Source organism: Geomicrobium sp. JCM 19038 (genome assembly GCF_000698125.1).
GTDB lineage: Bacteria > Bacillota > Bacilli > Bacillales > Marinococcaceae > Geomicrobium_A.
The window spans coordinates 1-25,690 of record NZ_BAXA01000020.1 but is presented as its reverse complement, the minus strand read 5'-3'; the positions used below and the strand labels follow the sequence as shown (position 1 = coordinate 25,690).

27 protein-coding genes and 2 pseudogenes are annotated in these 25,690 nt (G+C 42.0%); 14 read left to right on the top strand and 15 right to left on the bottom strand.

Going from position 1 to position 25,690, the window contains the following annotated elements:
- The first annotated feature begins 9 nt into the window (after positions 1-9).
- Complete coding sequence (locus JCM19038_RS18320) at positions 10-936, top strand: ArsA family ATPase (RefSeq protein WP_042420709.1); 927 nt, start codon at positions 10-12, stop codon at positions 934-936.
- Positions 937-1,047: 111 nt separating this feature from the next.
- Here the strand turns inward: JCM19038_RS18320 and JCM19038_RS18315 are convergent, their stop codons facing one another.
- Together JCM19038_RS18315 and JCM19038_RS18310 are read right to left on the bottom strand one after the other, a co-directional pair.
- Positions 1,048-1,674 (bottom strand): spore coat protein, encoded by a 627-nt coding sequence (locus tag JCM19038_RS18315; protein WP_042420707.1) that lies wholly within the window; start codon positions 1,672-1,674, stop codon positions 1,048-1,050.
- Between the two features lie 63 nt (positions 1,675-1,737).
- The gene (locus tag JCM19038_RS18310; RefSeq protein WP_238554491.1) at positions 1,738-2,799 is read right to left on the bottom strand and encodes a YqcI/YcgG family protein; all 1,062 of its coding nucleotides are present in this window, start codon (positions 2,797-2,799) and stop codon (positions 1,738-1,740) included.
- Between the two features lie 90 nt (positions 2,800-2,889).
- On the opposite strand from JCM19038_RS18310, the gene JCM19038_RS18305 reads away from it, so the two are divergent.
- Positions 2,890-3,522, top strand: a complete 633-nt coding sequence (locus JCM19038_RS18305; RefSeq protein WP_052361968.1) for a LysE family transporter — start codon at positions 2,890-2,892, stop codon at positions 3,520-3,522.
- A 129-nt stretch (positions 3,523-3,651) separates the two neighbouring features.
- Positions 3,652-3,903 (top strand): hypothetical protein, encoded by a 252-nt coding sequence (locus JCM19038_RS18300; RefSeq protein ID WP_042361281.1) that lies wholly within the window; start codon positions 3,652-3,654, stop codon positions 3,901-3,903.
- Positions 3,904-3,944: 41 nt separating this feature from the next.
- On the opposite strand, the gene rarD is transcribed toward JCM19038_RS18300, so the two are convergent.
- Positions 3,945-4,871: an EamA family transporter RarD gene (gene rarD, locus JCM19038_RS18295; RefSeq protein ID WP_042420706.1), complete on the bottom strand. Its 927-nt coding sequence runs from the start codon at positions 4,869-4,871 to the stop codon at positions 3,945-3,947.
- A gap of 120 nt (positions 4,872-4,991) precedes the next feature.
- On the opposite strand from rarD, the gene JCM19038_RS18290 reads away from it, so the two are divergent.
- From JCM19038_RS18290 to JCM19038_RS22055, 3 genes are read left to right on the top strand one after another with little or no spacing between them, the layout of a single operon-like run.
- Positions 4,992-5,216 (top strand): DUF1659 domain-containing protein, encoded by a 225-nt coding sequence (locus JCM19038_RS18290; protein ID WP_042420704.1) that lies wholly within the window; start codon positions 4,992-4,994, stop codon positions 5,214-5,216.
- A gap of 13 nt (positions 5,217-5,229) precedes the next feature.
- Entirely contained in the window at positions 5,230-5,460 is a 231-nt protein-coding gene (locus tag JCM19038_RS18285) for a DUF2922 domain-containing protein (protein ID WP_042420703.1), read from the top strand.
- Positions 5,461-5,474: 14 nt separating this feature from the next.
- On the top strand, positions 5,475-5,597 hold the full coding sequence (locus JCM19038_RS22055) for a YvrJ family protein (protein ID WP_081831896.1): 123 nt from the start codon (positions 5,475-5,477) through the stop codon (positions 5,595-5,597).
- 46 nt (positions 5,598-5,643) lie between these two features.
- On the opposite strand, the gene JCM19038_RS18280 is transcribed toward JCM19038_RS22055, so the two are convergent.
- The gene (locus JCM19038_RS18280; protein ID WP_042420702.1) at positions 5,644-5,988 is read right to left on the bottom strand and encodes a general stress protein; all 345 of its coding nucleotides are present in this window, start codon (positions 5,986-5,988) and stop codon (positions 5,644-5,646) included.
- 233 nt (positions 5,989-6,221) lie between these two features.
- Here JCM19038_RS18280 and JCM19038_RS18275 point away from each other — a divergent pair, with 233 nt between their 5' ends.
- Entirely contained in the window at positions 6,222-6,620 is a 399-nt protein-coding gene (locus tag JCM19038_RS18275) for a FixH family protein (protein WP_042420699.1), read from the top strand.
- A gap of 81 nt (positions 6,621-6,701) precedes the next feature.
- Positions 6,702-7,364, top strand: coding sequence for a lytic transglycosylase domain-containing protein (locus tag JCM19038_RS18270; RefSeq protein ID WP_042420697.1), 663 nt, complete (start codon positions 6,702-6,704; stop codon positions 7,362-7,364).
- Between the two features lie 45 nt (positions 7,365-7,409).
- On the opposite strand, the gene JCM19038_RS18265 is transcribed toward JCM19038_RS18270, so the two are convergent.
- Both JCM19038_RS18265 and JCM19038_RS18260 read right to left on the bottom strand, forming a co-directional pair.
- A complete protein-coding gene (locus tag JCM19038_RS18265; RefSeq protein WP_042361307.1) occupies positions 7,410-8,348 on the bottom strand; it encodes an NAD-dependent epimerase/dehydratase family protein in 939 nt (312 codons plus the stop codon).
- 63 nt (positions 8,349-8,411) lie between these two features.
- Entirely contained in the window at positions 8,412-9,593 is a 1,182-nt protein-coding gene (locus JCM19038_RS18260; RefSeq protein ID WP_042420695.1) for a glycine C-acetyltransferase, read from the bottom strand.
- A gap of 260 nt (positions 9,594-9,853) precedes the next feature.
- Between JCM19038_RS18260 and JCM19038_RS18255 the strand changes: the two genes are divergently transcribed.
- A complete protein-coding gene (locus JCM19038_RS18255; RefSeq protein ID WP_042420693.1) occupies positions 9,854-10,321 on the top strand; it encodes a flavin reductase family protein in 468 nt (155 codons plus the stop codon).
- 21 nt (positions 10,322-10,342) lie between these two features.
- On the opposite strand, the gene JCM19038_RS18250 is transcribed toward JCM19038_RS18255, so the two are convergent.
- The 9 genes and pseudogenes from JCM19038_RS18250 to JCM19038_RS18210 form a co-directional block, all read right to left on the bottom strand.
- A complete protein-coding gene (locus JCM19038_RS18250; protein WP_042420692.1) occupies positions 10,343-11,731 on the bottom strand; it encodes an MDR family MFS transporter in 1,389 nt (462 codons plus the stop codon).
- A gap of 30 nt (positions 11,732-11,761) precedes the next feature.
- Positions 11,762-13,156 (bottom strand): DHA2 family efflux MFS transporter permease subunit, encoded by a 1,395-nt coding sequence (locus JCM19038_RS18245; RefSeq protein WP_042420691.1) that lies wholly within the window; start codon positions 13,154-13,156, stop codon positions 11,762-11,764.
- A gap of 1 nt (position 13,157) precedes the next feature.
- Positions 13,158-14,075 carry a TetR family transcriptional regulator gene (locus JCM19038_RS18240; protein ID WP_193745165.1) on the bottom strand — a complete coding sequence of 306 codons (918 nt, stop codon included), beginning with the start codon at positions 14,073-14,075 and terminating at the stop codon, positions 13,158-13,160.
- Between the two features lie 135 nt (positions 14,076-14,210).
- On the bottom strand, positions 14,211-14,810 hold the full coding sequence (locus tag JCM19038_RS18235; protein ID WP_042420689.1) for a nitroreductase: 600 nt from the start codon (positions 14,808-14,810) through the stop codon (positions 14,211-14,213).
- A 15-nt stretch (positions 14,811-14,825) separates the two neighbouring features.
- Positions 14,826-15,761 carry a rhodanese-related sulfurtransferase gene (locus JCM19038_RS18230; RefSeq protein ID WP_042420688.1) on the bottom strand — a complete coding sequence of 312 codons (936 nt, stop codon included), beginning with the start codon at positions 15,759-15,761 and terminating at the stop codon, positions 14,826-14,828.
- A 153-nt stretch (positions 15,762-15,914) separates the two neighbouring features.
- Positions 15,915-16,835, bottom strand: coding sequence for a methylisocitrate lyase (prpB, locus tag JCM19038_RS18225; RefSeq protein ID WP_042361267.1), 921 nt, complete (start codon positions 16,833-16,835; stop codon positions 15,915-15,917).
- Positions 16,836-16,844: 9 nt separating this feature from the next.
- Positions 16,845-18,287 (bottom strand): bifunctional 2-methylcitrate dehydratase/aconitate hydratase, encoded by a 1,443-nt coding sequence (locus JCM19038_RS18220; RefSeq protein WP_042361265.1) that lies wholly within the window; start codon positions 18,285-18,287, stop codon positions 16,845-16,847.
- An 11-nt stretch (positions 18,288-18,298) separates the two neighbouring features.
- A pseudogene (gene mmgD / locus JCM19038_RS18215) lies at positions 18,299-19,410 on the bottom strand (citrate synthase).
- 13 nt (positions 19,411-19,423) lie between these two features.
- Positions 19,424-20,101, bottom strand: coding sequence for a GntR family transcriptional regulator (locus JCM19038_RS18210; RefSeq protein WP_370543270.1), 678 nt, complete (start codon positions 20,099-20,101; stop codon positions 19,424-19,426).
- Positions 20,102-20,318: 217 nt separating this feature from the next.
- Here JCM19038_RS18210 and ilvD point away from each other — a divergent pair.
- The 5 genes and pseudogenes from ilvD (at position 20,319) to JCM19038_RS18190 (ending at position 25,520) form a co-directional block, all read left to right on the top strand.
- Positions 20,319-22,007, top strand: a pseudogene (gene ilvD, locus JCM19038_RS18205) (dihydroxy-acid dehydratase).
- A 107-nt stretch (positions 22,008-22,114) separates the two neighbouring features.
- The gene (locus tag JCM19038_RS18200; protein ID WP_052361965.1) at positions 22,115-23,089 is read left to right on the top strand and encodes a TAXI family TRAP transporter solute-binding subunit; all 975 of its coding nucleotides are present in this window, start codon (positions 22,115-22,117) and stop codon (positions 23,087-23,089) included.
- A 5-nt stretch (positions 23,090-23,094) separates the two neighbouring features.
- The gene (locus JCM19038_RS21370; RefSeq protein ID WP_052361963.1) at positions 23,095-23,547 is read left to right on the top strand and encodes a DUF1850 domain-containing protein; all 453 of its coding nucleotides are present in this window, start codon (positions 23,095-23,097) and stop codon (positions 23,545-23,547) included.
- Positions 23,548-23,559: 12 nt separating this feature from the next.
- Positions 23,560-23,895, top strand: a complete 336-nt coding sequence (locus tag JCM19038_RS25190; RefSeq protein WP_307190067.1) for a hypothetical protein — start codon at positions 23,560-23,562, stop codon at positions 23,893-23,895.
- Entirely contained in the window at positions 23,868-25,520 is a 1,653-nt protein-coding gene (locus tag JCM19038_RS18190; protein WP_307190066.1) for a TRAP transporter permease, read from the top strand. The genes JCM19038_RS25190 and JCM19038_RS18190 overlap by 28 nt, the downstream gene beginning before the upstream one ends.
- The last annotated feature ends 170 nt before the right edge of the window (positions 25,521-25,690 follow it).

Below are 25,690 nucleotides of genomic sequence, written 5' to 3'. Positions count from 1 at the left end.
GAACAAGCGATGACTACACACAAGATTGTTTTTTTCGGTGGAAAAGGAGGCGTCGGAAAATCGACGTCATCCTCCGCCTTTGCTTTACAGCAAGCGGACCAAGGGAAACGCGTCTTACTCGTATCAACAGATCCTGCACACAACCTTCAAGACTTGTTTCAAAAGCGTATCGGTCATAAAATCACATCACTCACAAATCAGCTAGATGGCCTTGAGATCAACGCTCAAGAAGAATCAAAGCGCTATATCAAGGGCGTCAAAGAAAACATTAAGGGGCTTGTCCATGCACATCGTTTACATGAAGTTCATCGACAAATCGACTTAGCAGCTTCCTCTCCAGGTGCAGATGAAAGTGCATTATTTGATCGACTCGTTTCAATTATTTTGGAGAATACGTCAACGTACGATTCGATTATCTTTGATACAGCTCCGACAGGTCATACCATCCGTTTGCTAACCCTTCCTGAACTTATGGAGGCGTGGATTAATGGAATGTTAAAGCGAAGAAAGGTTGTTACAGACAACTACAGTTCGTTGCTTAATGACGGTGAACCTGTAGAAGACCCAATTTATCAAACGTTAATGGAGCGCAAACGCAAGTTTTCATTAGCAAGAACGTGGTTACTCGATAACGAAAAGACACGGTTCCTTTACGTGCTAACACCAGAGAAGCTACCGATTGAAGAAACCGACCGTGCGATCGAACAATTAAAAAAGCATCAAATGGACGTGAGCGGTTTGATTGTGAATAAGTGTTTACCTGATGAAGCAAACGATTCTGCATTTTTCAAGCAACGTAAGCAACTAGAAGATGGTTACAAGGCAGAAATTCAACAACGGTTTACGAACCAATCTAAAGTGTTCATACCGTTGCAAGAACGCGATATTGCATCCGTGGAAGAACTCAGAGCGTTGCAACCTTATTTAACCATTTAAGAAGAAAACAAAACGTAGAGCAAACGCCTGTTGAGACGATGGTCAACAGGCGTTTACTTTCGTTTTTGCGCTTTATCTAATTAACGCATCGGGGGACTGACCCCCAGTGCGTTAATGCAGATGCGTGGTGCTCGATTTAATATTCGTCGAGCTCGTCGTAAAGCTATTCAACATCGCTGTCATATCCGCTTGCTGTAGCTTTGGTACTTGATAATAGCCGTGCTTATTTTGGTACAAGAAGATTTCATACGCCATTTCAATCCAATCAGGAATGCTGTCAGCAATTACGCGTCGAAATACAGGGTGAGTCACTTCAGGTGCTGCCATCGCAAACAACGAAGACGTCGATTTAATTAGGCCGAGCATGTGTGCGGAGATTCCCGTCTCTTTAACTTCAGAAAGATTTGCATTAGGCTTTTTCGGCTGGCTCGGTGTAATGCCATACGTTACATTTGTTGAGGCATCCATTTCATATGGTCCAATTGATGTTGTCGGCTTTTGACCCGTAGAAAATGCTTCTACCATACGATTGTATTGCGTCGTAATATAACCGTATTGATGGTCTAAAATCGACAATAGTTGCTGGTCTTTCACATACGGCCTGAAAATCATATATTGATCTAGCACATTGATTGTCGTAGCCAACATTTCGTGAGCATCAAACAGTTCATGACCACCATGGTTCATAGTAACGCTTCCAGCTTGAGTTTGATTTTGATTTAATGGTTGTTGTTGCATTCAATCCTCTCCTCCCATCCGTAGTATGAATGAGAAGACGACAATTCATCCTGAAAAGATTTGTTAATCTAAAACGGATATGATATACGTACACCCATCTGGTCCTGCAACTGAACTATGCAACGAATTTTTTTGTAAAGAAATTCGATCTCCTTCACTGCATTTATACTCGACATCATCAATGGTAAACGTCAACGAACCAGCAACAATGTGCAACACCTCATCGTTTGGATGAGTATGTTGTTTATGTGCTTTGTATGGTAAATCGCGCTGTACTTCAACACTTCCCGTTTTTCCTTTTGGTAATAACTCTTCAATCACTTGAGGCATTTTTCCACCGAAGTTCTGCTGCACTTTCGTTTCCATGTGTTCTTCTCCTTTCATGTGAAACGGGCATTTCATTTCAACTGGCTCATTATGATCGTACAAAAAATATTGCTTCCATTCATGTGATCCTTGTTCGCCGTACCACTTTAATGACGGATGGGGCAAAACCTCATCATATGAATGTAAATGACTTCTTACAATGTCTTGAATATGACGCCCCCGCTTCGTATTGCCGTTAATGTCTTCAAACACCCACCGCGGTTGAAACGTAATCATAAACGTATTCGCATGCCGACTTCTCCGTTTTTGATGAGCCGGTGTATTGCATACAACAAACATCGGTTCACCCATAAAAGAAAATTCCCATAAGGCATCATCTGGATGCTCCGGTATGTCTTTTGGCCAAGGGTGGTCGTCAAAGTGATGAAGCTGATTCAGTACGTCCCAAAAGCGCTTTTCATACCGCTCCAAAGAGTCAACATTTACGTCCGGCTCAAAAAAAGCAACAAACGATGTATTCCGACCGTACATTCGGCTCGTTTTTGCATACTTCTTAAGCTCAATCGCTAAATTTCTATAGTTTTGATCAGATTTTGAAACAAACGCGAATTCGAGCTCACCCATCTTTAAACCTTGAACACCAAGTACACATGGAAACGGATCGGTTCCACTTAATAAATCATGACAAAATTTCCGGAATTGATCCTTTGCCCAATCATCTTGATCTGAAAAAATGTTCTCATAATAGCGTTCCACATCTTCAAGTATTTCAAGACGAATGCCAAGTCCTCCTCTCACGTGCAGACAATGATATATGTGTACGATGATTTTAATCATTTATGTATAGACAAGTTATTAAAACATATAGTGCAATGAGGTGGACAAACGATGGAAATATTCATTGTATTTAAGATGCTGATACTCGGTGTAAGTTTAGCTGCACCTGTTGGTCCGGTTAACATTGAAATGATTAAGCGTGGCATTAGTGGTGGGTTTTTACCTTCATGGCTCGTAGGCTTAGGCGCAATGACCGCTGATTTAATTTTCCTCGTTGTTATTTTTTTTGGACTGTCTCATTTCATTGAACAAAAATTCGTCCAAGCAATAATTATTATTATCGGAGGATCGTTACTCGTTTATTTATCAGTGACAACGTTACTCACCGTCTTTAGAGGGAATGTACTTCAGCAATTACAAACACGCACATCGACACGTTCTTCGTTTTGGACAGGGTTTGCCATTGCAATTTTTAATCCGTTAAATTTTGTATTTTGGTTCGGTATTTTCGGCTCAACATTAACGACGCTTATGACTGATACATCATTAACTCAAGCTGTTCTTTATAGCGCATTGATTATTACAGGCGTAATCCTTTGGAATTTAAACATCGCATTTACGGTTCATTTTTCTAGGCACCTGATCAATGAGCAAATGATGCGTGTCGTTATGTTTGGTTGTGCACTCGTTTTGTTTTATTTTTCATTAGATCTTTTTACCCAATTACTTTCAATTACTAGCTAAATCGGTAAAATCTACATGAATTCGACAAAAAAACATTAAAAATTCATATTATTAGTTACAAATTATAATTTATTTCTACCTGTGAATTATTTAGAATTAAGGAAACGATATTGAAAGGGGTACAAGCCCATGGAAGACAAACTCTCCAAATTCGAACGCATTGCGAAAAGACGTACTGAAGAGACTGTAAAGAAAATCCGTTTAATCGGAAATTTATCAAACCGGAATAATTATGATTACTCCGAGGAACATCTCGACCGTATTTTCAATGCTTTAGAAGCAGAGCTAAAAGCTGCACGACGCAAGTTCCAGGGCCACAGTAGTTCCCCAGATTTTCAAATCTCATTTGACCGACAAGCGGCTCGCAAAAAAACAAGCTAATAACTAAAACGGAAGAGTCGAATACTCTTCGTTTTTTGATGCTATAAACTTTCTGCATGTTGTTTACGAAGCCGCAACGTCGACTGCATACGACTTGTTGTAAAAATGAGTAAACCTAGCCAAATCATTACAAACGACATGAACTGAACACTACTAAACGGTTCCTGAAAGATAAAGACGCCGATAATGAGCATCAATGTTGGAGCGACGTATTGTAAGATGCCGATCACAGAAAATGTGATGCGTTTTGCACCATATGCAAACAAAAGCAATGGTAACGCCGTCGCAATACCTGAGCCGAGTAGAACCAATGCCAGCGTTGGTGATTGCGTATATGAAGCTGTACTTTCACCAAATGTATACACGTAAAACAAATAAATCAGTGCAAATGGAGCGACGAGTAACGTTTCAATCGTTAAGCCTGTTAAAACTCCAATTGGAACGAGCTTTTTAATCAATCCATAAATGCAAAAGCTGAGCGCCAACACGAATGCTGCCCAAGGAAAATACCCATAATACACAGTCATAATGACTACCCCAACAAAAGCAAAAGCAACTGCGATTATTTCATTACGTGACAACTTCTCCTTTAGAAATACAGTCGCAAGCAAGACATTCATTAATGGATTTATGTAATAACCTAGACTCGCTTCAATAACACGATCACTATTAACTGCAAAAATAAAAACGAACCAATTGATTGATATGAATACAGCAGCGGCTGTAATGGCAATTGCCGTTTTTCGCTTTTTAAAAATCAAGCGGATTTCTTTCGTTGTAGCTTGTAGTTGTCTCGTTATAATTAGCAAAATGAGCATAAATAACAAAGCCCAAACGACACGGTGCGCTAATGTTTCAAGAGCTCCAACCTCTTCGGTTAATTTCCAATAGAGTGGCAATAACCCCCAAATAAAGTATGCTAACAATGAACCTATGACCCCAAGTACAACTTGCTGTTGATTTCCCACCTGTCATTCCCCTTTTCTTCTCTATCCTTTATCATAATGAAGTTTTTTCAAAAAAACTATAATTCTGCCTCCCCTTTTTTGGATTTGTTTAAGACTTATCTAATGAAAGGAGGTGATCAGATGCAACCAGGAAACACTATTGTCGAACTCAGTTTCTTGCAAGGGTACGATCTTGAAGGGAATGATGTATTCCTAAGCCGTCGATTTCAAAACATCAAGTCTACTGCAACAGATGAGCGTGTCTTTACTTCGGTACGCGCGATTGCAAACTTAAGCGACTTCCCGCTTCGTAGAGCTATTCGTCGCAATGATTACGACCTACTTCAATTAGAAAACATGGAATAAGGAGGAATAATTGATGACTACTGTTTTAGAATTACGCTTTCGAAATCAAGAAGAAAGAATCACAACCATCGCCGTTCCAGATCCATCTCCGACAATTACAGCAGAAGATGTCGAAACGAGCATGAATGAACTCATCCAAGCAGACGCTTTCACTTCAACTGGCGGTGATTTAGTAACGATTGTAGACGCGAGGTATGTAACAAGAACTGTTGAGACTGTATTTGAACCTGAACAAACGTCATAAGAAAGGACGTTCTTATGGAAGAATGGTTAACGCTTGTTTTCAACCATGGATTTGCTGCAGTCGTCGCTTTTTATTTGCTACATCGCATGGAAAAAAAGCTAGACTTGCTCATTAATGCTGTTTGTAAAGCAACCTAAAAATCCCCCTGATCGCTATGTATAAGCGGTTAAGGGGGATTTTTTATTAAAGTGAAATTCCTGCAGGTGCATCTTTCACAACGACAATTACAGCACCTTTATCGAGTTCTGATTCAAGGTTATTCGCCTCTGTTTCTGAGAAGCCGAGTTCTTCAAACTTGGCACGTAGTTCATCGCCTTTTTTGCGAAAAACATTCTTTACAGAAGTCGTGATGCCTGTTTCACTTGCACCAACCGTGTTTGCATCAGCACGGTTTGCAACGCGCTTCGTATGATCATCATCATGTGTCAAAATATAAATGTTATCTTCATCGACTTTAGTCTTTAATTCGTCTACTGCTTTTACTGCTTCATCGTCATTCATAAATTCTTTAAATACTGGTGCTGCCATTGCTATCATCTCCTTACGTATAGAACTACCCGACAAAACTTCTACGTAAACACGCATCACTATAAATCAAAACAATAGAACTACTTTTATAATTCTAAACACAAGTAGAAAAGTCGTTGTGATCAGGCGACAGAGACATTCATTCAACTAGAATCGTGACGGTCTTTTGAACGTTATCAGGCTAGGTTTTCTTTTTGGAACATCATAAGATATGATAACGATGAGGTGATGTTATGAAGCGTCGTATGCTCATTTTCGTTGGTGCCTGCTTCTTACTCTCTGCTTGCAATTCAAGTCAAGAAGAACAAGAGTTAACGCTCTCAACAGAGCCGATCAACGTTGAAGTTCTAAATGATACAACTGCAACACTAGATGAAGAGTGGACGCTACAAGTGGAAGTTACACAAGAAGACGAACCTGTTGAAGATGCAAATGAAGTGATCATTGAAGTATGGACAGAAGGAAACAAAGAAAACAGTGCGATGATACCAGCTAAACACAGTGCCGATGGCATCTATGAAGCCGAACTCTCATTTCAAGAAAAGGATACTACCTACTCTATTCAACCTCACGTAACTGCGCGTGGCATGCATTCGATGCCTGTCCATGAAGTAGAAGTCACCGATGAATAATCTAACGATAGACAAACTTCTCACTTTAACGCTATGATGGATAAGTGACATCGAAATGGTTAGGCAAGTGAGGGATTTTTAATGGGCAAAGCGAAACAGAAAAAGAAACGAAAGTTATTCGGTTGCTTGTTCGCAAGTGTTTTTTTCATTGCCGCAATCGGCATTGGAGCATTTTATCTTGTTAGCTCTATGTTTACTGAAAATGAACTGGACAAGCTTTTAAATGGACGACTTTCAGGAATTGCAAACAATGAAATTCCAGCTGAATATATGCCAATCTATCAAGAAGCTGCAGATGAATACGAGATCCCTTGGGAACTTCTTGCTGCCGTCCACAGAGTGGAAACACGATTCTCAACGATGGACCCTATGATTTCACCTGCTGGAGCTGAAGGCCCAATGCAATTCATGCCTTGTACTTGGTTTGGATGGAGCCATCCAACATGCGAAGGCAATGGTGCAGGTGCCATTCCAAATGAAGAATTAACAGACCCAGACCTTATTGCTGAACATGGCGGATATGGAATGGACGTGCGTGATAAAGGCGTCGCCGATCCTTGGAATCATGAAGATGCGATTTTTGCAGCCGCTAGGTATTTATCATCGAACGGTGCAGATGATGGTGACATTGAAGAAGCATTGTTTGCATACAATCGCGCCGATTGGTACGTTGAAGAAGTTATTTCTTTTGTTGATGTCTATAATAACGGCTATGAAGTAATTGAAAACAATGAAAAACCGTAAGTGAGAAACGAGCGTCGTCTCTCACTTACGGTTTCTTTGCGTTCATTACTTTTGAACTTTCTCAAGCATATCTTTCGTCATCTTCTCTAAATCATACGATGGTGAAAATCCAAATTCTTCTTTTGCTGCCGTTGGATCAATAGCATCTGGCCAACTATCAGCAATTCCTTGGCGTACTGGATCAACATCATACGATAACGTAAAGTCTGGAATATGCTTTTTAATTTCAGCAGCGATCATTTCCGGTTCAATACTCATCGCTGTTACATTGTAAGCGTTGCGATTCTTTAATTGACTTGGATCCGCTTCAAGCAAATCTACGGTAGCTTGAATCGCATCTGGCATATACATCATATCCAAGTATGTGCCCTCACTTAAGAACGACGTATAGCTTCCTTCTTCAACAGCCTTATAATAAATGTCCACTGCATAATCTGTCGTCCCACCACCTGGTGGTGTCAAATAAGAGATTAGCCCAGGAAAACGCAGACCACGTGTATCAAGCCCATACTTCGTATAGTAATAATCACATAACAGTTCACTTGCTACTTTACTTACGCCATACATTGAAGTTGGGCGTTGAACAGTAACTTGTGGTGTACTTTGTTTAATGGTTGAAGGACCAAAAGCACCAATACTGCTCGGAGTAAAGAACTTGCAATCGTGTTCACGAGCAACTTCTAAACTGTTCATTAGCCCTGTCATGTTAATTTCCCATGCACGTTGTGGATGATGCTCAGCATTCGCAGACAACATTGCCGCAAGATGAATGATCGTGTCCACGTTGTTGTTCTTCACAAGTTCATTCAAGCGATTCCCATCCATAATGTCTAACGTTTCAAACCGCGCACCCTCTCCAAATGCTCCATCACTATATCGAATATCGGTGGCAATGACATTATCAACGCCATATTTATGCTGCAGAGTTGTCGTTAACTCTGAGCCGATCTGACCAAGTGCCCCAGTTAATAAAATCCGTTTCATGCTCATTGGACAGCGCACAACGATCGCGCTGTCTTCCCCCTTTATTTAAACGTTGTTCCGCTATTATACGTCTAGTTCTTTTCCAAGTTTCTCATACACAGAAAGTGCTTCATCGAGCATTTCTTTCGTGTGAGCAGCTGTTGGCATGTTTCTTACACGCCCTGTCCCACGAGGAACCGTCGGGAATACGATTGATTTTGCATAAACGCCTTCTTCCATAAGACGCTTACTAAATTGTTGAGTTTTCTGCTCATCACCAATAATTACTGGCGTAATTGGTGTCTCTGTATCTCCAACGCTAAAACCTAGCTTCTTTAATCCTTCTTGTAGATATTTTGTATTCTCCCAAAGTCGTTCTTGAAGCTCTTTAGACTCAGACAAAATATCAATTGCTTCAATACTTGCACGGATATCAGCAGGCGTTAGAGAAGTTGAGAATAAAAACGGACGCGATTGGACTTTTAGCCAATCGATGAGCGCTTGGCTTCCTGCAACGTAACCACCAACAACACCAATCGCTTTCGACAACGTACCCATTTGCATGTCCACGCGATCTGAAAGTCCAAAATGCTTTACAGTTCCTTTTCCTTCACCTAAAACACCAGAACCGTGTGCATCGTCAACATACGTAATTAGATCAAATTCTTCAGCAATGTCTACGATTTCAGGAAGTTTTGCAACGTCGCCGTCCATGGAGAAGACACCGTCTGTAATAACCATAACCTTCTCGTATTCTTTTACCGCTTCACTTGCTTTTTGACGAAGGTCATCCATATCACTGTGGTTGTAACGAATAATCTTCGCTTTTGATAAACGACATCCATCAATAATTGAAGCATGATTCAATTCATCTGAAAGAATTGCATCGTTTTTGTTCATAACTGCTGAAATGGCAGCCATGTTACAGTTAAAACCAGACTGATAGGCAATCGCTGCTTCTGTATGCTTAAACTTCGCAAGCTTCTCTTCAAGCTCAACGTGAAGCTGCAACGTACCGTTAATCGTACGAACCGCCCCAGAACCGACACCATACTTTGTGACAGCATCTTTGGCAACTTCCTTTAGACGTTCGTCTGTAGCAAGACCTAAATAGTTGTTTGATGACAAGTTTATAAGCTCTTTACCTTCAAGTTGAATCTTCGGTCCATTTGCACCCTCTAGTGGGTGAATCACATTGTACAGACCTTTATCTTTAAGTTCGTTAAGTCCACTGTTTAAAAATGATGTTAACTTTGTGCTAGGCATGACCTTCATCCTTTCCTTTACATGTCCTCGTTTTATCATACATTAGATTTCTCTTAGAATATAGCGAAAGACTCGATTTAAACCGCTTTCTTAAATAATCATTCTTTTCAAACTTCAGTTTGAATATGAGCGAATTGTTAGCGAGAATCAAAAACTCTTGCTAAAATTAATAAGATGCATCTCTTAGCATCGTACTTTTTTTACTTTTTATCATAAGTTAATGATATAGATTACCCGACAGAGAAAAAGGAGTGGCACATATGGATGATTATCTTTTCCGTCGTGCAATGGCAAAGTTCACGACCGGAATTACCGTTGTGACGACAGAAAATGGTGTTGAAACTCATGGAATGACTGCAAATGCATTCATGTCCATTTCATTAGAACCGAAGTTAATTGCAGTATCAGTTGATCACCGGGCTTCAATGTTCCAAAAGCTAAAAGATGCGAACAAATTTGCAGTGAACATTCTAGATCAATCACAAGAAGATATCTCTAAAATCTTCTCAAAACAGTTACCAGGCAAAGAAAACTTCGCCTTTGCAGACCTTGACGGACTACCTGTCATTCCAGACGCAATGGTTCAGCTCATTTGTTCAACGTACAACAAAGTAGAGGCAGGAGATCATACGATCTTTATCGGTGAGGTTACGAACCTTAACATTAAAGACCCAGAAAAAATCGATCCACTCGTTTACTTTGAAGGCAATTACCGCAAACTCAATTAATACAAAAAACCACGGTTCGAGTTACTTGGACCGTGGTTTACTGCGTAAAAACAAAGTGAGAATAAAACCGATCAACGCAAGCACTGATGCAACGATAAAGCTCGTGTTAACACCAATAATAAGTGCATTCGTCTCATCCGCAACGGTATCCACCGCTGCTGTTGTCATGATTGTTACGAAGATTGCCGTACCAATCGATGCCCCGACTTGACGCATCGTGTTTGTCATCGCTGCGCCGTGAGGGATCAATACATGTGGCAAATCATTTATTCCAGCCGTCGTCACAGGCATCATCGCCATCCCCGTACCGACCATACGAATCGCATAACCGATACTTAGATATAGCGCAGACGTTTGACCATCAAGATCAATGAACATTAATGATGAAATAAAAATTAAGAACAAACCCGGAATTGCTAAATATCGTACACCTACTCGGTCAAATATTCTTCCTGCAACTGGCGAAATCACCCCCATCAAAATAGCTCCAGGCAACAGTATCAAGCCCGATTCAAATGCATCAAACGAGTTCATATTTTGCATATAAATCGGTAGAATTGTGGCGGTGCTAATCATCGATAAAAAGATAATCACACTAATCATCGTAGAAAACATGAAGATTCTCGACTTAAACACTCGAAACTCCAAGATCGGTTGTTTTAAACGCAGTTGTCGTCTAATAAAGGCAACGAGCGTGATAATCCCAATGATCATCGGTACTAAAACCGTAGCCTGTAGCCATACCCCGTCCCCTGCACTACTGAATCCGAGTAACAATCCCCCAAATCCAAGTGTTGAGTAGACAATAGACCGAATGTCGAGTTTTGCTTCTCGTTGCGTCGCGATATTCTTTAAGAATATGTATGCGAGTATCATATTGAGTACGCCAATCGGCAGGACGACCCAAAAGAGAATTGACCAGTGATATTGTTCAACGAGCCAACCAGAAAGGGTTGGTCCAATGGCAGGTGCAAAGGCAATCACTAGACCAGCTAGCCCCATCGCACTTCCCCGTTTTTCAATTGGAAACAACAAGAGAAACGATGTCTGCATGAGTGGCATCATAATACCTGCACCTGAAGCTTGAATAACCCGCCCTAACATGAGCATTTCAAAAGACGGAGATAAAGCACAGACGAGTGTTCCAAGCACGAACAAACTCATTGCAGTTAGAAAGAGCTTCCTCGTTGAGAACTTTTCTATTAGAAAAGCGGTAATTGGAATCATAATCCCATTTACGAGCATAAAGACCGTCGTCACCCACTGTGCTTCATTCTCATTAATGGATAGGTCCGTCATGAGATGAGGCAAAGCCGTCGTTAAGAGCGTCTGATTTAATATGGCAACGAAAGAACCGATGAGTAAAACCGTTACAATCGGCGCTTTCTTTAAATTTGTGTTCTCACCCATCTACAACCTCCAAACTTTGTTATTTCTTATTCATTGAATCCTTAACGGTCTGCTTTTTCTTTTAATCATAAACGAAAGTAGGAAGCCTAGAGAAGATAAAATTCCTGCGAATAAAAACGCCATGTTCACTCCTCGAACTGCACCTTCCATAGAACCCGCATCAGCCGGTGAAATGGCTGCTTGAGTCATAATTGTTACGAGCAACGCCGTTCCTACAGCACCAGCAACTTGACGCATCGTATTGTTCATCGCTGTACCGTGAGGAATTAAACGATTAGGCAGTACGTTAATTCCTGCAGTTGTAACTGGCATCATACAAAGAGCAATCCCAAGCATGCGAATCGTTGACACGATCGTCAAATAAAGAAAGGTCGTTTCTGTCGTTAACTGCGTTAATAAAAACGTTGTTGCTGTTACTAAAAAGAGACCTAGAATCGAAAGAGTTCGAGCACCAATCTTATCAAAGATACGTCCTGTAATTGGTGACATAATCCCCATTAATACAGCACCTGGTAATAACATTAGGCCTGTTTCAAATGCAGTGAAATCATGCATATCTTGCATATACACTGGAAGAATTGTTTGTGAACCGATCATCGACATAAATACAATCATCCCGATAATCGTCGTCAATGTGAAAATTGGATATTGAAACACTCGAAACTCTAGAATCGGTTGTGTTAACCGCAATTGACGCACGATGAATAGAACAAGTGTTACGATTCCGACGACAATCGATACAAGAACGACTGGATTCAACCATCCTGATGCCCCCGCTGAACTAAACCCATACAAAATTCCACCAAAACCGAACGACGATAAAATAATCGATGTAATATCAAGCTTTGGATTATTTAACGTCGAAACGTTTTCGAGTTTGAGCCAAGCGGCGAAGATTGTAATCAACGCAAGTGGCAAGATAATCCAAAATAAAATCGACCAATGGTGACTCTCAACGAGCCAACCAGACAATGTCGGTCCGATCGCTGGAGCAAATGCAATGACAAGTCCTACCATCCCCATCGCAGATCCACGTCGTTCAACCGGAAAAATTAATAGCAATACGGTTTGCATCAAAGGCATCATAATGCCTGCCCCTGCGGCTTGAATAACACGCCCAGCAATGAGCGTTAAAAATGATGGCGCTAACGCACAGACGAGTGTTCCGATCGCAAATAATCCCATTGCAACGAAAAACAGTCGCCTAGTTGTGTATTTTTCAATTAAAAAGGCAGTGATTGGAATCATCACACCGTTGACGAGCATGAACGCTGAATTCACCCATTGTCCAAGGTCTGCACTAATTTGAAAATCTCGCATGATGTGTGGCAATGCGGTAGTTAGTAGCGTTTGGTTTAATATCGCCATAAAAGCGGCCGCAAGTAAAATTGCGACCATCGATCTTACATTTGTGGTTGTACTCATCTTATTCCTTCTTTTCTTTAGTAACATCTAAGTGATCATTCGGCGAGTTCCCATTGATTTCAATCAGTTTCCGCAAGCGATCAAGTTCGGTTGAAATCGGGACTTCGCTCGTTAAATAGCGACCTAATGCTTCAAATAAGTAAAGCTTTGGCTCTTTTGCCATCACTTCTTTCTCAAAGTGGTCGAGGGCTGCAAACACTTGTTGTTTCTGTTTACGCGTCCATTTTTGTTCAACTTGATAACGAATTTGTACGCAACATTCTCTCACTTGTTCTTCTATACTAGCGACAGTTTCTTCTTCTCTAAACTGTTCGTAATCGTGCATAACTTCCTTCGTTAAGAGGGAGGAAAGATGCCCACCTCTTTGGACAACACAATCAATCATGTCAACGACTTGTTGTGCCACCTCCTTAGAATGAAGGGGCTTGTGATCATCGACCATCAAATGTGAGTATTCTCGAAGCGTTCCTTGAAACATAACAACAAGGTCCCAAATGTAGTCTTTCACTTCTTCACCGTATGCATCTCTCAAACTCGTAAAATGCCAGTTCATCAATAACGCTTTCGTCCGTTTAACCATGATCATAATTTCGCTCGTCTTCTTTTGAGGAATCGCTTGAAAAACGAGATTAGCAAACGGTCGATGGTCTTTTGCAACGTCAAGCTCAAGAACAATTTTATCAACAAGCTGTTCCTTTTTAGAAAGGGACTCATCAGCTTTATACGTAGTCGTTCGAATAAACATTTGCTTCAAGTTATAATCAAACACTTGCATAAGTAGATCGTCTTTTGATGAGAAATATTTATACAAAGATGCTTTTGAAATACCGCAGTTCTCTGCAATCGTCTGTACAGACGTCGCATAATAGCCTTCTCTAGAAAACTGTTTTAACGCTTCTACAATAATTTTATCTTTCACGACGACCCTCACATTTATAGATTACTCTTTAGTTTTATGAAAACTGATTAGTTTTAATGCTAGCCGATTGTGTTCTAGATTGTCAATGGAATGAGCTCACACAAAAAAGAAACGACCGGAAGGTCGTTTCTTGAATTACTCATTTATGCGATCAATATCTTCATGGATGTAGACCGTTTTTGCTTCGTGAGGATTGCGCTCTGCAAGTCGGTCTTTCGCTGTTGCAGGAAATCCTAAATAAATGAAACCAACAACATTACCACGCTCTGTTAAGTTATAAAACTCTCGCACTTTATCATGGTACATCGGTTTACCTGAACGCCAAATCGCTCCTAACCCGAGGGCATGTGCTGCGAGTAACATGTTCTGAGCAGCAGCATGAGCGGCTGCGTACTCTTCAATCTCAATCACTTTTTCTTTCTCGCTCGGTTCAACAGCAATCGTAATGACGATTGGTGCTCGAAACGGCTTTTCGACCGTCTTGTCTAGCTTCTCAAGTTGTTCTTCGTCAGGTTCACCATCAATCTTCTCACGTTGAATCTCACGAAGCACTCGCCCAAGCGCTCGCCGCCCTTCACCTGTGTGAACGAAAAACTTCCACGGCTCTGTCTTATAATGAGACGGAGCCCAATTGCCTGCTTCAAGCACTTTTTCTAATGTTTCTTTATCAACCATCTCATGTGGATCTACTTTGCCTATGCTTCTACGTGTTTGAATTGCCTCAAAAACGTCCATTCAGCTAGTCTCCCCTTATTGAGCCTTCTTGTCTGCATACGTTTCTTTAATGTTCGGCCAGCGATTACGCGGGTGCTCACGACATTCTGTCGTACATGCCGCTTCATGCTTTTCTTCGCATTCTGTGCAACATACATACTGGCGGTTGCACTCAGGATTGCTACAGTTAATGTAACGATCCTCCGTCGTGCCACAATGATGGCAAGTTGCAATCACAACATCTTCGTCCGTATGATTTGCTCGAATCGAAATCCGCTCATCAAACACGTACAGCTTACCGTCCCATAAACGACCTTGCACTTCTTCGTCTTGACTGTAGTTCACTACACCGCCGTGAAGTTGAGCAACGTCTTTGAAACCTTTGTTCATTAGAATACCTGTCAACTTCTCACAGCGAACGCCGCCTGTACAGTACGTGATCACTCGTTTATCTTTATATTCTTCTAAGTTCTCATCAATCCACTCAGGAAATTCTCTTGAAGACTGAACACCTGGCTTAATTGCATTACGAAAATGACCAATTTCATACTCGTAATCGTTACGCCCATCAATTACAATTGTATCTTCATCTAAAAGCGCATCGTGGAATTCTTTTGGACTCAAATACTGCCCAGTGAGATTATTTGGATTGTCATCAATCTCATCATCTAAGCGCCATGTAACCAATTCTTGTTTCGGACGAACGAACATTTTCTTAAATGTGTGCTCGTCTGATTCGTCTATTTTAAACCAAAGGTCTTCAAACCTCGGGTCTTGTTTCACGTAGTTCATGTAACGTTCTGTTTGTTCAACTGTTCCTGAAACCGTACCGTTAATGCCTTCTGGTGCAACAATAATACGTCCTTTTAATTCATTTTCTTTACAAAAACGCAAATGTTCTGCGGCATACTCTTCGTAATCAGGCATGTCCACATACTTGTAATATAGTAATACACGATAATCCTTACTCATCGTTTTCCCTCCGAATGTACATCTTGCAGTGATGTCATTGTACTCCATAGGAGCCAAACACTATAATTATAACAGATTATGAACAGTCTTTCAGAGGAAAAAATAAGAAAACCACTCCGCACGTAACGTGAGAAGTGGTTGTTCGGCTCAAACTTATCGTTGTTCTTTTCCTTCGACCGGGAGAACCGTTTTGGCGATTTGCTCATCTAAATTCTCATAATCATAGTATTGAATCGTATCATAAAGATCTGCTCTCGTTTGCATTTCCTCTAAATGATCTTTTTGTGTTCCCTTTTCACGGATTTCACGGAAAACACGCTCATAGGCTTTTGCTGCCACTCGCATTGAAGTGACTGGATAGATCACCATTGAGAAACCGAGTTCTTCAAATTTCACTGCACTATAATAAGGTGTTTTTCCAAACTCCGTCATGTTCGCAAGCAATGGCACATTGATTTTACTTCCATAATACTGAAAATCTTCTTCATTAATTAAAGCTTCTGGGAAGATGGCATCGGCGCCTGCTTCAACATAGGCTTCAATTCGTTTCAATGCTGCCTCTTGCCCTTCAACCGCTTTTGCATCCGTTCTTGCCACAACTACAAGTGATGGTGCAATTTCTTTTAGCGTTTTAATCTTCGCAGTCATATCTTCTGTTGAGACGAGTTGCTTCCCGTTTAAATGACCACACTTCTTCGGTAACGCCTGGTCTTCAATTTGAACGGCCGCAACACCTGCTTCAAGCATTTCCTTTGCTGCTCTTGCTACATTAATAACCCCACCGTAACCCGTGTCAATGTCTACGAGCACTGGTAAATCCGTTGCGCGAATAAGCTCTCTCGCCCGGTCTGCAATTTCATTTGAATAAATGAAACCGACGTCTGGTAACCCCTGGCTTGCCGTATAGGCAGCACCGGATAAATAAAGTGCTTCAAACCCTGACTTCTTCGCCATTAGCGCACTCATTCCATCATGTGCACCTGGAATTTGCAAAATCGAATCTTCTTTCACGAGTTTCAAGAAACGTTCTGCGAGTTGCTGTTGACTGCTCTGTTCGTTTACTACCCAGCTCATGTTCTCCTCCTATATTGTGAACTTTTCCATAAATTCGTGAACCGGAATGTCGTTAAAGTTCGGATCATTAAATAACGCTACGAGTTCTTCCGCTTGTGTACTTGGGAAACGTGTATACAACGTATCTTTGTACTTCTCTTCAAGTAACGGGATACTCTCTTCGCGACGACGACGGTGACCGATTGGATACTCAACTGCTACTTCTTCTGTCTTACTGCCATCTTTAAAGATCACTTGTACAGCGTTTGCAATTGAGCGTTTATCCGGGTCAAGGTAATCTTTTGTATATTGTTCGTTTTCAACGGTGTACATCTTTTCACGCAACGCATCAATCTCTGGATTCTTCGCAATGTCATCTTCATAGTGATCTGCCGTTAATTCCCCGTAGATAAGTCCAATCGCCGTAATGTACTGAAGTGAATGATCACGATCTGCTGGGTTATGAAGAGGACCTGTTTTATCAATAATTCGAATCGCTGATTCATGAGTCGTAATTTTCACTTCTTGAATTTCATCTAGACGATCTTTGATTTCAGGGTGTAACGTGACAGCTGCTTCAGCAGATGTTTGTGCATGGAACTCTGCAGGGAACGTTACTTTAAATAGTACGTTCTCCATCACATAACTTCCGAACTCACGACCGAGCGTAAGGTTCTTTCCACCAAACAGCACGTCTTGGAATCCCCACTTCGGTGCAGTTAATGCACTTGCATAGCCCATCTCGCCTTTCATCGTCATGAGACCTAAACGTACAGCACGACTCGTTGCATCCCCTGCTGCCCAAGACTTTCTTGAGCCTGCATTTGGTGCGTGACGATACGTACGTAAGCTTGAGTTGTCAATCCACGCTTGTGAAACGGCGTCTGCGACTTGCGCTTCTGTTCCGCCCAGCATTGCTGTAACAACAGCTGTCGACGCAATTTTCACGAACAAGACGTGATCAAGACCTTCACGGTTCATACTGTTTTCAAGTGCAAGCACACCTTGGATTTCATGTGCTTTTACAGCAGCTTTTAATACATCTTCCATCGTCAATGGTTCTTGACCTTTTGCAACGCGTGTACGGCTAATGTAATCGGCAACGGACAAAATACCGCCAAGGTTATCCGATGGGTGCCCCCACTCCGCTGCTAGCCACGTATCGTTGTAATCGAGCCAACGAATGAGCGTACCAATGTTGAATGCTCCTTGTACTGGATCTAATTCAAACTGCGTACCAGGTACACGCACACCGTTTGGAACGACCGTACCCGGTACGATTGGACCTAAGTGCTTTGTACACTCTGGATAACGAAGAGCTAAAAATGCACAGCCGAGCGAATCCATCACAACTAACTTCGATGTCTTTAGTGCTTCCTCACTTGAAATTTCTGCATTGACTGCATAATCTGCAATTTGTAACAACAATTCATCTACGAGTGGTTTTTCATTTGCTTTAATATCTGTACTCATATTCGTTCCTCCTAAGGATGTAAGTTTCTTGGACCTGTGTATTTTACTCTCGGACGATAAAGACGGTTGTTGTCGTGCTGCTCAATAACATGAGCCCCTAAGCCGACCGCTCTCGCTGCAAAAAACACAGGTGTATAAAGTGGAATTGGAATGTTCAATAAATAGTAAACCGGTGCTGCATAGTAGTCGAGATTCGGGTATAGACCCTTCTCTTCTCGTAAAATATCTTCACCGCGCTGGCACATCTCGACGAGATCTTCTCTACCACGATCTTTGGCTAGTCGCTTCAGCGCTTTTTTCATTAACGTTGCACGAGGGTCCATCTTCTTCATATAGACGCGATGTCCGAACCCCATAATCCGTTCTTTGTTTTTTAGCTTCTCAAAGAGCAACGTCTCCAAGCCATCAACGGTTTTACCTTCTAAAAGCAAATGCATAACCGCTTCGTTCGCCCCACCGTGCAAGCTTCCTTTAAGTGAAGCGACTGCGCCCGTATACGCACCATAAATGTCGGCTTGCGTTGACGCAATGACACGTGCGGTAAATGTCGAGTTCGGCATTTCATGCTCGCTATACACCATTAATGATTGATCAAAAATTTCTGCTTCAAGTGCGGTTGGAACCTTACCTGTAATCATGTACAAGAAGTTGCTACTAAACGGCAAATCTTCTCGTGGCTCAACAGGCGTTGCCCCCGTCAGCTTATGATAACTATTCGCAACAATATTTGGTATTTTCGATAAAAGGCGAAGAGACTTCTCTCGATTCGCGCTCGTTGAGCGGTCTTCTAAGAGTGGATCAAACTTCCAAGTGCCGAAATTCCTGTTCGCAATGCGTCCATTGCATTCATGTCTTTTGGCAAGTTGTTATAAATGGATAGAAATTCATCTGGCAATGCGTACTCTTTCTTTAAAGCGCTTTCAAACTTCGCCTCTTCATCTTTATTCGGTAACGTTCCTTCAAAGAGTAAATGAGCGAGTTCAATGTACGTAATCTTTTCAGAAAGCTCGATTAAATCGTACCCTTTAATGACAATTTCTTCTTGTTCTACGTCTAAATAAGACACGTCAGTTTCTGTCGCAATGACTCCATCTAAACCAGGGATTACTGTTTGATCTTTCATACTTACACCTCTTTTACGTTGAATATGAAGATGAGTGTTCAATCGTTTCTTCAATCGTCTTCAAGCTTCTTCGAATATGTGCACGCATGAGCTCTTCTACCTCTCCACTACTTTTCTCTTTTAGGTAGCGTAAAATTTTTACGTGTTCGTTTAATGGAGTTTCGAGTGCATAGTCAGGATTACTGTACCCACTAATTCTTCGGTACCGTTCGACTTTGTTCTCCAATTGTTGTAAAAAACGCTTGGCTGTTTGATTGGTACTCTTTGATTGGATAATCTCATGAAAGTCACCACTATGTTTCATGAAATCTTGTGAACGGTTTAGCTCAGCTGCACGCTTCATTAAAGCAATCGTGTCTTCAAGTGCATAAACATCATCTTGAGTAAGTTCGGTCGCTGCTTCTTTTGCAATAAGACTCTCCATTAGCTCTCGTACGACAAAAACCTCTCTTGCTTCTTCTAATGTTACAGGCGCAACATACATTCTTCCGTTTGATTGTTTGTTCACAAGGCCTTCAAGTTCCAATCGATACAACGCTTGTCTAAGAGGTGTACGACTAATTTGAAGGTCTTTTGACAACTGATCTTCAAGAAGGTGTTCTGCCGGCTCATACTGCAACTCAATGATGCGTTCTTTTAACGTCTCATAAGCGACGTCAGCTGCTGATAAACGCTTCGATAAATTGTTCACAACCATTCTCCTTTTAGTGCAAAATCACCTCAGTTCAGTTGGTGACGTATTATAATATAATTGTATACAAATTTAATTTTCTGTCAATACGCCTTTTCTTCAGTAAAGTACTACAAAAAGTGACACTTTTCAGCTAAAATAAAAGAACATTCGTGTTATAAGTGCCATTATTCGCGAAATTATAATTAGGTTTTACAGGAGAAGGGATTGTTTGAAAATGGAAAATAACAAAGATTTGCGCATCCGTTCTCACGTGATTAGTGAGAGCCCTAACCGCGCACCGAACCGTGCGATGCTTCGAGCTGTAGGGTTTGAAGATGAAGATTTCAAAAAACCAATGATCGGTGTTGCAAGCGCATGGGCTGAAGTAACGCCTTGTAACATGCATCTGGACAAGCTTGCAATTGCTGCTAAAGAAGGTGCTTCTAAAGAAGGCGCACCGTTAATTTTCAACACAATTACAGTCTCTGATGCATCGGGATGGGACATGAAGCATGTTCTTCTCCCTCCCTAGCCGTGAAATTATCGCTGATTCAATTGAAACCGTAATGAACGCCGAACGGTTAGATGCGCTCGTCGCAGTTGGTAGTTGTGATAAAACACGCCTGCTTGTTTAATTGCAATGGGTCGCTTAAATGTTCCTTCTGTGTACGTGTACGGTGGAACGATTCAACCTGGAAAGTTAAACGGTAAAGATCTTGATATCGTCTCAGCATTTGAAGCGGTCGGTCAACACCAAGTCGGTCAAATTACAGATGAAGAATTGCATGAAGTTGAATGTCATGCATGTCCAGGCGCTGGTGCTTGTGGAGGAATGTACACAGCAAACACAATGGCATCAGCCGTTGAAGCGATGGGTATGTCACTTCCTGGTTCATCTTCAACTCCTGCCATTGCTGGAGCGAAAGAAGAAGAATGTACACGCGCAGGTGAAGCCGTCATAGAACTTCTCAAGAAGGACATCTATCCAAGTGACATTATGACGAAAGAAGCGTTTGAAAACGCGATCACAGTCGTCATGGCACTCGGTGGTTCAACAAACGCGTTCTTACACTTAACAGCGATGGCGCATGCGGTTGGTGTTGATTTATCAATTGATGACTTTGAAGTTGTTCGACGCCGCGTTCCTCACCTTGCAGACTTGAAGCCAAGCGGACGTTACGTTATGCAAGACTTGAACAACGTCGGTGGTGTACCTGCAGTGATGAAGATGCTTCTTAAAGAAGGACTTCTCCACGGTGACTGCCTAACCGTCACAGGTAAAACACTTGCTGAAAACCTTGAAGAAGCAGAAGATTTACACGAAGGTCAAGACGTCATCTTACCGATGGATAATCCGAAGAAAAAAGACGGACCACTCGTCGTTCTTCGTGGTAACCTCGCTCCAGAAGGTGCAGTTGCCAAAATGTCTGGTCTACAAGTAACGAAATTCCAAGGACCAGCGAAAGTATTTGATAGTGAAGACGCTGCAACGAAAGCCATTATGAACAATGAAATTGAAGAAGGAGACGTTCTTGTCATCCGTTATGTCGGTCCTAAAGGTGGACCAGGAATGCCTGAAATGCTCTCGGTTACGGCCATGCTCGTCGGAAAAGGACTTGGCGGTAAAGTTGCCCTTCTCACAGACGGACGTTTCTCTGGAGGTTCCCACGGTTTTGTTATTGGACATACTGCTCCTGAAGCACAAGTCGGTGGACCGATTGGCCTCTTGCAACACGGAGACATCATTACGATTGATAGTGATGAACAACTTCTTCAAATGGAAGTCGAAGAGTCAGAACTTAAGGCTCGACTTAACAACTGGACAGCACCTGAACTTCGCTACAAAAAAGGTGTCCTAGCAAAATACTCTGCCCTAGTATCGTCTGCTGCCAAAGGTGCAATTACTGACGATTTCAACAACTAAATAAACCACATTACAAAAGTTGCCTTTTAAAGGCAGCTTTTTTTGTTTTTCATAGTTTGTACGGCTCGTCATATACATAACCATCGATGTATGAAGGAGGAGTCAAGATGAAAAAAACAATCATCTTAGGAAGTGTTTTGACTAGTTTTGCACTAGTGGCGGGTGCCTGTAGTGATTCTAGCGATGGGGTAGAAAGCAGCGATGATTTATTTGTAACCATTGCAGCAGGAGGAACATCAGGTGTTTATTATCCCATTGCCGGGGCTATGGCGAATGTGTATGGTGATGCTGGTCATGACGTTTCCGTCCAAGCCACAGGAGCTTCCGTTGAAAATGTGAACCTTTTGCAGAGTGATCAGGCTGAACTTGCGATTGTTATGGCCGATACTGTAGAACAAGCGTACGAGGGATTTGGTGCATTTGAAGGGGAAGATCCACAAGACAACTTAGTTGCCATTGCTGGGTTATATCCAAACGTCGTTCAAGTCATTACAACGACTGATTCTGGAATTGAATCGTTTGAGGACTTAGAAGGCAAACGTGTCGCTGTCGGGGATGCAAATTCAGGTGTAGAGCTGAATGCCAGAATGATTTTTGAAGCACATGATATGACCTACGATGATATCTCTGCTGATTATTTACCTTACGGAGAAGCGATCGATCAGATGAGAAATGGCATGCTAGATGCGGCATTTGTTACGAGCGGTGTGCCTAACTCCGCGGCGATGGATCTTGCAAGTACTCATGATGTAACAGTCGTGCCAATCGATGATGACGCGATGAATTATTTAAACGATACGTACCCGTTCTTTATCGAAGACGAGGTACCAGCTGGAACATACGACAATGAAGAAGACATTTCAACTCCATCTATTACGAATTTACTCGTCCCTAATCCTTCACTATCAGATGACGAAGTTTATGAATTAACGAGCCTTTTCTACGACAATTTAGAAACCATCCAACGTTCACATGAAGCAGCTACAGACATTGAGATTGAGAATTTTCAAGAAGGTGTGAACATCCCCCTTCATCCTGGAGCTGAACGTTACTTTCAAGAGCAAGGACTTCTAGATGAGTAACTCATATGAAGCCGTTCTTGCTACTACTCTGCTGCATTCTCCTTGCCGGTTCTGCACAAACAACATTATTCATTGAGATCAGGCATGCGATAACAAAAGAAACGTTCACAATTCAACAACTAAGCGAAGACGATGAACTAAAACTCTCATGGATTCACTCAGTAGAAAAAACCCCTTGGGAAGAATACTTTACGATCAACAAACGAGGGAAACTGACACTCAACAAAACACAATTTCAATCATTTGGTGCAGGCGTCTCTCCGTATGGTCGCGGTACGACAAGTATTGAAGACGGTTACATCGTCTTATCCGAGCTGAATGAGTCCTTTGATTCGTACCGGTGGTTTCATTCCCACGATGCTACTTTTACTTGGTACGTAAATGAAAACTTGTGGATTCATACACAGCAGTTACCTCATCATGAATCGATTGAACTGCTCGTACACCATCGTTTATGAAAGGGGGCTATTATGAGCCAATCTAAAAACACAGAAGCACTCGATCAAGAACAACAAGAGCTTCTAGAAAAGTATGATAGTGAATCTCGATTTCGGGTCTTCTTAAACAATCGTATCACTTTACTCGTTACGATCATCGCGGTGACTTTTTCACTATATCATCTCATTACTGCATTTACAGGACCACCCGTTTACGTACTTGTGCACCGCGCTCTACACGTTTCATTCGTTCTCGTACTCGTCTTTCTATTGTTCCCAGCTACAAAAGGCGCAGCTCGCAATCGATTACCTTGGTATGACATGCTACTTGCCTTTTATCTGTGCCTTCAACGATCTACCTATTTGTAAATTACACTGAAATTGTGACGCGTGGAGGGTTGCCGAGTACTCTTGATGTTCTATTTGGCACTTTGCTCATCATTCTTGTATTTGAGGCCGGCAGAAGGGTAACGGGTTGGGCTTTACCAATCCTCGCATCAATCTTTGTTGTGTATGCTCTATTTGGTCGAGATCTTCCTGGCATCTTTCGTCACCGTGGGTACAGCTGGGATGCAATTTCTAATCAACTTTTCACAACAACTGAAGGAATCCTCGGTACGGCAATCGGAGTATCAGCCACGTATATCATTCTCTTCATCTTGTTTGGAGCTTTTCTAGCGAAATCTGGAATGGGTCAACTGTTCAATGATTTAGCGCTCGCTCTCACCGGTCATGCAAAAGGTGGACCTGCAAAAGTTTCCGTTGTTGCGAGTGGATTTTTGGGAAGTATAAATGGTTCGGCTATAGCAAATGTCGTCACAACAGGCGCATTTACAATCCCTCTCATGAAAAAGATTGGGTACAACCGTAATTTCGCTGGAGCTGTAGAATCTTCAGCTTCTGTCGGAGGACAAATCTTACCTCCAGTTATGGGAGCCGCCGCTTTTATTATGGCAGAAACGCTCGGTGTACCTTATACCGACATTATCTTGATTGCGATTTTACCAGCATTGCTCTTTTATTTAGGAATTCTTGCTCAAGTTCATTTGCGAGCAACGAAGCTAGACTTGTCAGGCATTCCTAAAAGTGAATTACCGAGTATAAAAGACGTGTTAAAAGAACGCGGTCATTTGCTACTCCCGATTGTTTTTTTGATTTACATGCTCTTTTTTTCCGGTACGACCGTAATCTTCTCAGCAGCATGGACCATTATCGTTACAATCCTGATTAGCTTTTTAAGAAAATCAACACGAATGAGTTTCAAAGACTTTATTGATGCGCTAGAAAACGGTGCGCGTACGACCGTTAGCGTCGCCATTGCCTGCGCTACCGTCGGAATTATCGTTGGGATCGCGAACATTACAGGCTTTGGCTTGAACTTAGCAAATGCAATCGTCTCCATCGGCGGAGAGAGCTTATTCTTAACTCTATTGTTTACGATGGTTGCGTGTATCGTGCTTGGAATGGGGATGCCGAGTATTCCAGCGTACATTATTACCGCAACAATGGCAGCACCGGCTCTCGTCCAACTCGGTATTGAACCGATTGTTGCACATATGTTTGTGTTCTACTTCGGGATCTTTGCAAACATCACACCACCAGTCGCTTTAGCCGCATTCGCTGCCGCCGGCTTATCAGGCGGCAGTCCGATGCGAACAGGTTTTATGGCTATGAAACTCGCGATTGCAGGTTTTATCGTGCCATTTATGTTCGTTTACAACAATGAATTGCTATTAATGGATACAACATTTACAGAGTCCATCGGCGTCATCATTACCGCTGCGATTGGTGTCTTAATGCTCGGCATCGCCGCTGAAGGCTATTTGTTACATTCGATGAATGTCATCTCCCGCTTGTTTATGGCTGGAGGCGCTTTACTCTTCTTACACCCTGCACTATTAACCGATGCAGTAGGAGTCATCATTCTCGTTACGATCTTCCTAATCCAATGGATCCGAAAACGAAAACAACCAGCAACCCGAGCAGAAGCATAGTTGTAGGTACGGTACGGGTGAGCCCGCTCCAAAGTGAAAGCTTTGGAGCGGGTTTTTTGGCTACGTTACCTTTGTCTTGCACCGCGTGCTATCGTGCTCTTGCACCGCGCTACCTCGCTCTTGCACCACGCTACCGTCTCTCTTGCACCGCGCTACCGCTCTCTTGCACC